The sequence below is a fragment of the Stenomitos rutilans genome (assembly GCF_059505485.1).
In genome coordinates, this window is the sequence record NZ_JCACKR010000007.1 from 1 (window position 1) to 9,108 (window position 9,108).

A 9,108-nucleotide genomic window follows, 5' to 3' on the forward strand; every position below is an offset into this window, starting at 1 on the left:
AGTCTCTCATGCTATTTCTTCCATTGTAGCGTTTCACCAAAAGCTCGGAAGAGCCACATGTAGTTGACATCTAACATGAGTGCACGGATTTCCACTTTAGCCAGGGAATAGTGAGGGTATTTTCTACCACTCTTCACCCATGCTTAATTTTGAAGACGCGAAGCAGCTTGCTGAGGAGTACATTGGCTCCAATCGCTTTTTTGTGGAGCAAGCCGTCATTGAAAAACCTTATGGTTGGTACTTTGTGGCTCCAAGCAAAAACTACTCACATATAGAGCTTTGCGATGGTGACACGCCTCTATGCTTCCTTGTCGAACGTGACAATGGTCGGATTATTCAAGACTGCGATTTTTGGGGCTCAGCTGAGCAGTGGCTAGAAAATTATGAAAAAGGGTTTAAGCACAATGTTTATAACCTGACGATTGTTCAGGTAAACGATTTTGCGGTCACGCTGGAGTTGTTGGATGCCTTGAGTATGTCGTATCGGATGCGAGAGTGGGCGTGTGGCGTCGAGTGGCAACTTAGCGCTCGCTACATCAAGCAAGACATCAAAATGCTGTTGTTAGACTTACCTTGCACGTTCAAAGGCCAGCTCTTCGATGGGTATCACGTTGAAATTTTCGACCGTATCCAGGAAGCTGGCTGCTGCGAGTATGCGCTCACGGCTTACAGCAGAGACTAGAGCCTGCCTTCCCCATCTCGTCCTCACCAAAGCCTCTCTTGTTCTCTCAAGTCAGAGGCAAGCGCTGCTTGGCGGTCGTCACCAAAGCTGAGGCCGTGCCGGATGGAGTCTAGCGCCGCACACAGGTGTTAGCCCTCTGCAGACTCAGCCGCGATCGCCGTGTCGATTTCTTCCGTGTTCTGAACATAGTAGGTGTGGACCGCTTTCCAGTCATCTCGGGTCAACTGTGGATAATCGTTGAGCAAATTGGCGTCGGAGCACCCCTGAGCGCGCAAAGCGACTATTTGCCACACCGGAATTTGCGTCCGACCGATACACGCGGCTCCGTTGCAGATACCAGGTGTCTTTCTAATTTTTGTCGTTGCCATGTCTGACCTCAAGGTCTTGTGCTGTTTGTCTGTGCCGAGCCACTGTCGGTCGCTCAGGTCACTCACGTCTTCGCCTTCTACCTTAGCGCTGCTCCTCGTAGAAGAACGCTCTGCTGCTTTTTCACCATGCTGCTGTTGCACGACCGAGGACGTGTACTCTCATCAGGTGTGATGACAAGGGATCGTAGTTGACTGAGGGCGGCTCGCGATCACCGCTGGAAACAGTGCTGTGAATGATCGTAGAGAACCCGTTTTTTGGGGTGTACTAGTGTCTCTGGACTGGTTTTGGACTTTTTGGACTCCGAAAGCGGTAGTACAGAGGCCAATCTACCCGGTTTGAGTGGCTGAAACCCTGATGCTGTCTTGCACTTCTGCTCCCCTTGCAATTAACCAACGCGATCGCTCCCCATTTTTCCCCACTAATCGCCCCCATTGTTCTCATCAACCGATCATTGACCACTGACCACTGCTGATGACTAGTTTCGACTCCCAATGCCATCACAAAGGTGCCTGTCTTGCTTCATCACGCTAGGGCTATTTTCCAGATAATCCCGCACCCAATCACAGTTACTTGAGAGCAGTTCATCGATTCCCCCAACTTGCCATAGACGAGCGGTGCCGTCGGCTCCACTGGTGGCTAGTTGCTTACCATCGGAGCTGAACACCACACTAGTGACAAGCCCTCGATGACCTTTGAGGGCGGCTAGTTGCCTGCCGTTGGTATCCCATAGACGCGCGGTGCCGTCGTCGCCACTGGTGGCCAGTTGCTTGCCATCGGGGCTAAACACCACACTATTAACACTTCCTTGATGACCTGCAAGAACAGCCAATTGTTTGCCATTGGTATCCCATAGACGCGCGGTGCCGTCGGCTCCACTGGTGGCTAGTTGCTTGCCATCGGAGCTGAACACCACGCTATTAACACTTCCTTGATGACCTGCGAGAACAGCCAGTTGTTTGCCATTGGTATCCCATAGACGCGCGGTGCCGTCGGCTCCACGGGTAGCTAGTTGCTTGCCATCGGAGCTGAACACCACACTAGTGACAAGCCCTTGATGACCTTTGAGAGCGGCCAGTTGCTTGCCATTGGTATCCCATAGACGTGCAGTACCGTCAACTCCACTGGTGGCCAGTTGCTTGCCATCGGGGCTAAACACCACACTATTAACACTTCCTTGATGACCTGTAAGAACAGCCAGTTGTTTGCCATTGGTATCCCATAGACGCGCGGTGCCGTCGACTCCACTGGTGGCTAGTTGCTGCCCATCAGTGGAGAAGACAACGCTCCAGACATGCCCTTGATGACCTGTAAGAACAGCCAGTTGTTTGCCATTGGTATCCCATAGACGCGCGGTGCCGTCAGCTCCACTGGTGGCTAGTTGCTTCCTATCAGTGGAGAAGACGACGCTAGTGACACGCCCTTGATCGTCTTCGATAGTGGCTAGTTGTTTGCCATTGGTATCCCATAGACGCGCGGTGCCGTCAGCTCCACTGGTGGCTAGTTGCTTCCTATCAGTGGAGAAGACGACGCTAGTGACACGCCCTTGATGACCTGTAAGAACAGCTAGTTGTTTGCTATTGGTGTTCCATAAGCGAGCAGTGCCATCGACTCCACTCGTAGCCAAGTGCTTGCCGTCAGGACTAAACACGACGCTATTAACATTCCCTTGATGCCCTGCGAGAACAGCCAGTTGCTTGCCATCGGGATCCCACAAGCGAACGGTACCGTCTTCGCCACCTGTGGCTAGTTGCTTGCCATCAGGGCTGAACACGACGCTAACATTCCCTTGATGCCCTTCAAGGGTGGTCGGCTCCTGTAGAGCGGCGTAGTCGCCCCTAAAAAAAGAAGCCTTCCATAGGCGAGCAGTGCCATCTTCGCCACCGGTAGCTAGTTGCTTACCATCGGAACTGAACGCCACGCTAGTGACACCTCCTCGACCACCGCCGAATACAACCAGTTGCTTGCCCTTGGTGTCCCACAGACGAGTACTACCGTCTTCGCCACGAGTGACCAGTTGCTTGCCATCGGGGCTGAATACCACGTTATTGATACTCCCTCGAGGTCCCTTGAGGTCAATCATTTCCCTGCCCCTGTCGTCCCACTGAGTGGTATCGGAGACTTCGCCTTTGAGTACGGAAAGTAGGTTTCCATTGGTGTCCCATAGGCGAGTAATACCGTCAGCTCCACCGGTAGCCAGTTGTTTCCCATCGGGGCTGAATACTACGCTAGTGGCCTCCCCGCTTCTGAGTCGGGCCAATTCTTTCCCACGGGTGTCCCACAGTTGAGGGTATGCGCCTTCGCTACGAGTGACCAGTTGCTTGCCATCGGGGCTGAATACCACGTTATTGGCACGCCCGCTTTTGAGTAAGGCCAATTGTTTCCCACTGGTGTCCCACACACGAGTAGTACCGTCTACTCCACTGGTGACCAATTGTTTCCCATCGGGGCTGAATACCACGCTAGTGACACTTCCCTGATGACCTCTGAGGGCAACCAGTTGTTTGCCATTAATATCCCACAGACGAGCAGTGCCGTCTTCGCCACTGGTGGCCAGTTGTTTCCCATCGGGGCTGAATACCACGCTAGTGACACTTCCCTGATGACCTTCTAAGCGATTCTGTTCTTGCCCAGTATTTGCCATTTGTTGCAATTGCCCCAAGGCTGATAATTGCATCTGAGCATTGGGAATTACTTTCTGCCAGAGGGATTGCTGTACGGCTTTTCCAGCCCGGATACTGGCAATCGTCGCTTCCAACTCCTGATTGTTGGACAGCTTTGCCGCTGACAGTGCCACAGAGGTTTGAATTTGCTCCATCTCTGCACTTCGGGCAAAGCCTCCTCCTATAACAGCAGCAATCAAGAGGGCTACACCTAGACTAATCGCAGGCCAATTCTTGGTTTTGGGAAACAACGCCCCATCTTCTGCTTGTAAATAGAGCACCGGCGAAAACACATCCCGGTTGACTTGTCCTTGGCTCATTAAGACCGCACGCGCTTCTGCCATCGCTACATCAACCGGACGACCCGCAGCCAGCGCCGCAAAGAACTGAGTGGTCAAAGGGTTGGCTTGCATATCACTAATGAAATATTGCATAGCCACGATCGCAGGCAAATTTGATCGTTCTACTAACTCTTGGGCAAAGCCCCTCAGCAACCGACTTCGCTCTGAGGCTTTACTCGTTTCGCAGGCAGCCAAAAAGACTAGTCGCGTCTGCTTTCCTTCTAATGCCTGAGCTAAGGTTTCAGCTGAAACCAGCATTTTATCCCCTCTGCCGCGCACCACCTTGCCAGCTTTTTCGATGTCGTCGCCTTCGCCATCGTCTAAAAAGATGCCTTCGGGGCTGCCGTGTCCGGCAAAGTAAAGGATGTGATAGTCCTTCAGCAATCCTTGTTGCAAGTCTTCCAGAGTCGCGTTGAGTAGCTTATCAAAGACAATCTGCTTCTTCTTGATGGCTCCTCCCAGCAGTATCTCCAGTTCCTCAGCGGTTTGCTTAACCTCTAGGCGATCCAGATCCTCTGGGGACGCACCAACAAAAAGAATACGTAATGCGCCCCGAATCTGCAGCTTTTGTAGAGGCTTTCTGTTTTCAGAGAGAGCCAATTTCCGCACTAGTGGCGTGCTGCTTTGAGTCGAGAGCCACTCTTTCCCATCATGTAAGGTCTCCCAAGGCAAAGCCGCTAATTCTGTTGGCTCAATTTGTAAGCGCAAGCGCACACCGCTATCAGAACTGGCACTACCCTGTGCCTTACCAAAAGCTAGCAGTAGCTCTGGGTGAGTGAAGAGCGCATCATACAAGGCTTTACCGAGTTGCTGAATCGTCTCGGTAGTGGCAGGTGCCGTGCGGCCCGATAGCTCCCTAAGGGTGTCAGTTATTTGTGGATCGGAGAGCAACGTTTTCAGTTGAGGCGCAGGTCGGGGTTCAACTCGAATCCCTTTTGGTCCACTGGCTTCAATGGTGTAATGCTCAGCTTGCTTTTTCAGCGTTAGCGTCAACGTCCCGGAGTTTTGACCAACCATCTCGTCTGCCTCAGTGAAAGAAAAGGAAAAGGGACCATTTCATTGCTCTTTTGGGGTTGCTTCAATCCCATTAGTTGCGCTTTTCGGCTCTCGGTACGCTTCTGGAAAGTAGAATGCATCACCGCGTCGGATAAAAGCGGCCAATTTTACCCACACAGTCTGCTCTTCACTCAAGTTGTCAGGCATTCTCAAATTAAAGGCTTGTAAAACAAATCCACGATAATAATCAAAGCTCACCTTGATGAGTCCGCCCAGACCTTGAATGGCTGCAACACTAGCTTGGTAGAAGCAGAGAGCAAGAAGAAAGGTAACCCCGGCGAAGACAAGCAAGAGAGGCTTATCACCTGAAAACACAAGTAGGAGGATAGTTTCAATGGTGATGAGGCCAGAAAGGAAAGCAAAGTTAATGGATAGGTCTAATACCGTTTTTTGCTGCGTTAGCCGGAGGGAGTGGTCGGCTGCTTTCGCAAACATAAGTGCTCGTAAGTGTGGCCAAAAAAGCACTGAGTCGGCCCCGTAGTGTTCGTAGGGATATTCTTCGGCGATCGCGTAGGCATTGCCGAAAGCAGTCGGGCAAACTCGTTCAACACTATGCGGTAAGGTTTGCTGTGGTTTTGCTTCTTCTATCTTTTTGTGCTCATTTTCAATCTCAAGCTTTAAGGACTCAAGTAGAGTTTCTTGGGCACTCGCCTGCGGGCTCTGACTATTAAGCTCAAGATATTTCTTTTGTAGAGAAGCGAGTCTGCCATACAAGTTTTTGCATTCTTTTTGATTGCGTCTTGTGAGACGAGAGAGCAAGCCGTCTTTCAGCCAACGCGGCTTCCCCTCAAAGGAGCGGATCAGGACTGTATTCAGCACAAATAACGCAACGCTAACCAGCAAGGACCAAAGCAACGAATCAACCAATGGGGACAGATCAATGTCGCCAAGTAAGGGGAGCGTTACTTTATTCGCTGTTGGCTGGGACAGATGCAGACTCCTGACCGAGGCAGGAATGAGCACATAGAGATGTGCCAGCACAAAAACGAGCCCTGGCAAATAATAAGCCAGCAAAAACCCCTGACCAAGATACTTAACCGACTCGGAAACGGTTTCAGACGGTTCTTTCATGACGGTTAGACAAGGCTCTTACAGTTAGGGCAGAAGAATTGCATCGCCTCATTGAGCCTATAGAAGTTCGCTTGATGGCAATGGGGGCAGGCCGGAGGCTGTACTTTAGGTACATAGTCAGCCCGACGATCTTGGCTCAGTTGAACCAATTCACCTTGTAGCCCGAGTAAGGACAGATTATCTGCCAAGCCTGCCTCTCCAGATCGGTTTGGATTAATAAAAAGAGCGGCAAATTTACCGGCATCAGTCACAACAACAGGTGCTTGGGGATGGCTGGCAACCCAAGCCAGAAGATCGCCCCCACTCTCCTCTGTATCCGTTGGCACGATGCGACTGGCGGGAGCAAGAGGCAAGTTCGAGAGGGGTTGCGTTAAACCGTCAGGTCCTAACTTTTTGAGTATTGCTGTCAAGTCAGCGAAGAGTATGACGTGATACTTTGCATCGGCGAGTGTAACGACAAGATAAGTCTCGTTTTCTGAATACTGCAGGTCTTGCAAAGCTTGAAGCGCTTCTGTCAAAGTCTGACTACCCTGCAGGGAAATAGTGCGTTTGCCATTCTCCTTGATCGTTTTTTTCCTAACTGACATAAGTGTTTAGCGTTATGTTGAAAATTTGACATGAGCGTTATGAATCCGGCAAAGGACGTTGTAAAAAAGGGTTCAGTGATTTCCGGATTAGTAAGGGGGATAGTGGCTTTGATGATGCAGAACTTTTTTGGAGGCTTAAATGAGAGAGGAAGAGCTTGAAGAGGACGTTCTATCAAACGTTAAAGTGCTTCAACTCAGCCAAAGCCTTGAAGCACCTGTCCTCTAGCAGCAGTCTAATGAGTACTGCACTCATTGGACTGCTAGTCTTTTGTCCTACACTGACCAAATTGGATAAAGTCCAAGCTAAGAACTTAAAGGGCCGACAGTAGTATCATTAGGTTTTGCAAACGCACAAAGAAGATTATCATCCGTATCAGCACCCAAAGCTTGTAATGCTTGAGGAGACAAATCAAGCATACGATCTGTTGTTACTGGATTTGGACCCCAATCGATTGCCCGTACAATTACTGCCTTTTGGTTCGTGGGATTCAGTACTAACAATCGACGGTTCTTCCAGAAAGTAATGCTGTTTGGGGAATAAGACCAGCGCATTGCACAGTAGTAAACATCTTTCTGGATACTTCGTAGAAGCTCTTGGGTTAATGCAGCTTGTTCGTCTTCACTTGTATCCTGATCAAGAGGTCCGCCAAACCAAGAGGCTTTTCCTTTGACAAAATCTACACTATTAAAGGAGATAACATCTCCGTAAGGCTCTGTTGTTAAGCTATGGCTAGCCAGGTTGCTGTTTTGCAATCCTTTACGAGGAATTTCTGACCCCATTAACGAAAGACCATTATAAAAATCTTGCCACTTTGAACCTGGAGGGTTTGAACTACTACTAGTAACAAGTGCTTCCCACGCAGCGTTCCAGGAATTAGGTCCTAAAATACCATCGACTTCCAGTCCCTTCTCACGCTGAAATTGGAGAAGGACATCGTAACTCCGCTGTGTAAAAACACCATCATCCCCTTTTTGACTAGGTCCAGTTGTTCCTAATATCCAACCACGAGCAATCATCTGTTTCTGCCAAACTTGGATGGCATTAGCTTGTGTTGGTGGAGATGTCAGAGTATAGAAGTAGCCAGTCCAGACGGGATGGGAACTAGAAGTTGTTGTAGAAATACCATCATAAGGCAGATGCACATAACCATTAATAAAAGGTGAGTTGGCAGCATAAGTATGAAATGCAACCTTGTCTGTTCCTGCTCCACCACCATTGCCTTCAATCGTTACAATATCCCCATTACTGAGAATTTCCTTAACAATTCCTACATGATCCGATTGATCTGGATCGTCTTGAATGCCTTGCCAATTGAAGAAGATAATATCTCCTACATCTGGGGACGCTGGTGAAGAAAAAATCCATTTATCCTGCCACTTAAATCTCTTCGCGCCCTCGGGACATGAACAAAATCCCTTATCGTTTTGAAGCAGAAGAGGTAGATCGGCAGTATAAAAGCAGTAGGACACAAACATGGCACACCATGCACCTGGGTTAACACCATACCACTGCCCAAACTTCGTATAATTCCCCTCCCCATCAATATATGACTCAGTATAGTCAAGCTCTTGTTCCGCAATACGAAGCACGTCAGCAGCAGTTGTCATAACCTAGTCATGGCTAAACTTCTCTATTCCTTAGCAGCGTCTGATTGAAGAAGAGGATATGTTAATTTTTATTTAAGAAATAAGTTACAAATTGCCACGCAGTCTTTTGGGTCAAGCAAAGAAAGAGCATTACTATCTGCGAGTAGGTTAACGCGATCTCTATTGGAAACAGAAAGTGGCCATCTGCTAGTACCCGGTAGTAGCGACACCTTTTTCTCCTCTTACCCATTAACTTTTGACAAAAAGTTAATGGGTAAGAGGAGGGGCGGGAAGGGCTTCTGAGAGGGAGTATGAGTGTGGTGCCTTGAAGACGGACAAAAAGAGGAGGGTGACTGACTGACTAAGTATTCAGGTTAAGGTGTGGAAAAGTTAATCAAGTGAAAGGGCGATCGCGATGCCGTTTCCCAAGGGTCAGAATCCCAACCATCCGATTGCCGGATCAACCATTAAGGTGGAACCGATTCGGGACAAAAAGGCGATCCAACGCATTAAGAAAATTCTGGCCGACCGTCCCCGTGATTTGTGCCTGTTCACGCTGGGCATTAACACGGCGTATCGTGCCAATGAGTTGCTGTCACTCAAGGTGGGACAGGTGCAAGCGCTGCGAGCGGGCGATGTGCTGGATCTGAAACAGCGCAAGACGCACAAGTACCGCCCCGTGACACTAAATGCCACGGCTGTCGCGTCAATACAAGCCTGGTTGCAGGTGGGTGACTTGAAGGTGGAGGACTACT

7 protein-coding genes are annotated in these 9,108 nt (G+C 49.6%); 2 read left to right on the forward strand and 5 right to left on the reverse strand.

Annotated features, from left to right (window positions below; all coding sequences use genetic code 11):
* Positions 1–139 precede the first annotated feature (139 nt).
* Positions 140–682, forward strand: a complete 543-nt coding sequence (locus tag AC5JLP_RS00270; protein ID WP_496065884.1) for a hypothetical protein — start codon at positions 140–142, stop codon at positions 680–682.
* A 128-nt stretch (positions 683–810) separates the two neighbouring features.
* Here the strand turns inward: AC5JLP_RS00270 and AC5JLP_RS00275 are convergent, their stop codons facing one another.
* From AC5JLP_RS00275 to AC5JLP_RS00295, 5 genes are all read right to left on the reverse strand, one after another.
* On the reverse strand, positions 811–1,191 hold the full coding sequence (locus AC5JLP_RS00275; protein WP_496065885.1) for a DUF433 domain-containing protein: 381 nt from the start codon (positions 1,189–1,191) through the stop codon (positions 811–813).
* A 335-nt stretch (positions 1,192–1,526) separates the two neighbouring features.
* Positions 1,527–5,069, reverse strand: coding sequence for a CHAT domain-containing protein (locus AC5JLP_RS00280; protein WP_496065886.1), 3,543 nt, complete (start codon positions 5,067–5,069; stop codon positions 1,527–1,529).
* A gap of 39 nt (positions 5,070–5,108) precedes the next feature.
* Positions 5,109–6,179: a hypothetical protein gene (locus AC5JLP_RS00285; RefSeq protein WP_496065887.1), complete on the reverse strand. Its 1,071-nt coding sequence runs from the start codon at positions 6,177–6,179 to the stop codon at positions 5,109–5,111.
* Positions 6,180–6,184: 5 nt separating this feature from the next.
* Entirely contained in the window at positions 6,185–6,766 is a 582-nt protein-coding gene (locus tag AC5JLP_RS00290; protein ID WP_496065888.1) for a hypothetical protein, read from the reverse strand.
* A 303-nt stretch (positions 6,767–7,069) separates the two neighbouring features.
* Complete coding sequence (locus AC5JLP_RS00295; RefSeq protein WP_496065889.1) at positions 7,070–8,374, reverse strand: CHAP domain-containing protein; 1,305 nt, start codon at positions 8,372–8,374, stop codon at positions 7,070–7,072.
* A 394-nt stretch (positions 8,375–8,768) separates the two neighbouring features.
* Here AC5JLP_RS00295 and AC5JLP_RS00300 point away from each other — a divergent pair.
* The coding region (locus AC5JLP_RS00300) for a tyrosine-type recombinase/integrase (RefSeq protein ID WP_496065890.1) at positions 8,769–9,108 on the forward strand (340 nt) is incomplete at its 3' end.

Coding starts and splice junctions, on each gene's coding strand:
- AC5JLP_RS00270 (WP_496065884.1), top strand. CDS start 140: ATGCTTAATTTTGAAGACGCGAAGCAGCTTGCTGAGGAGTACATTGGC.
- AC5JLP_RS00280 (WP_496065886.1), bottom strand. CDS start 5,069: ATGGTTGGTCAAAACTCCGGGACGTTGACGCTAACGCTGAAAAAGCAA.
- AC5JLP_RS00285 (WP_496065887.1), bottom strand. CDS start 6,179: ATGAAAGAACCGTCTGAAACCGTTTCCGAGTCGGTTAAGTATCTTGGT.
- AC5JLP_RS00290 (WP_496065888.1), bottom strand. CDS start 6,766: ATGTCAGTTAGGAAAAAAACGATCAAGGAGAATGGCAAACGCACTATT.
- AC5JLP_RS00295 (WP_496065889.1), bottom strand. CDS start 8,374: ATGACAACTGCTGCTGACGTGCTTCGTATTGCGGAACAAGAGCTTGAC.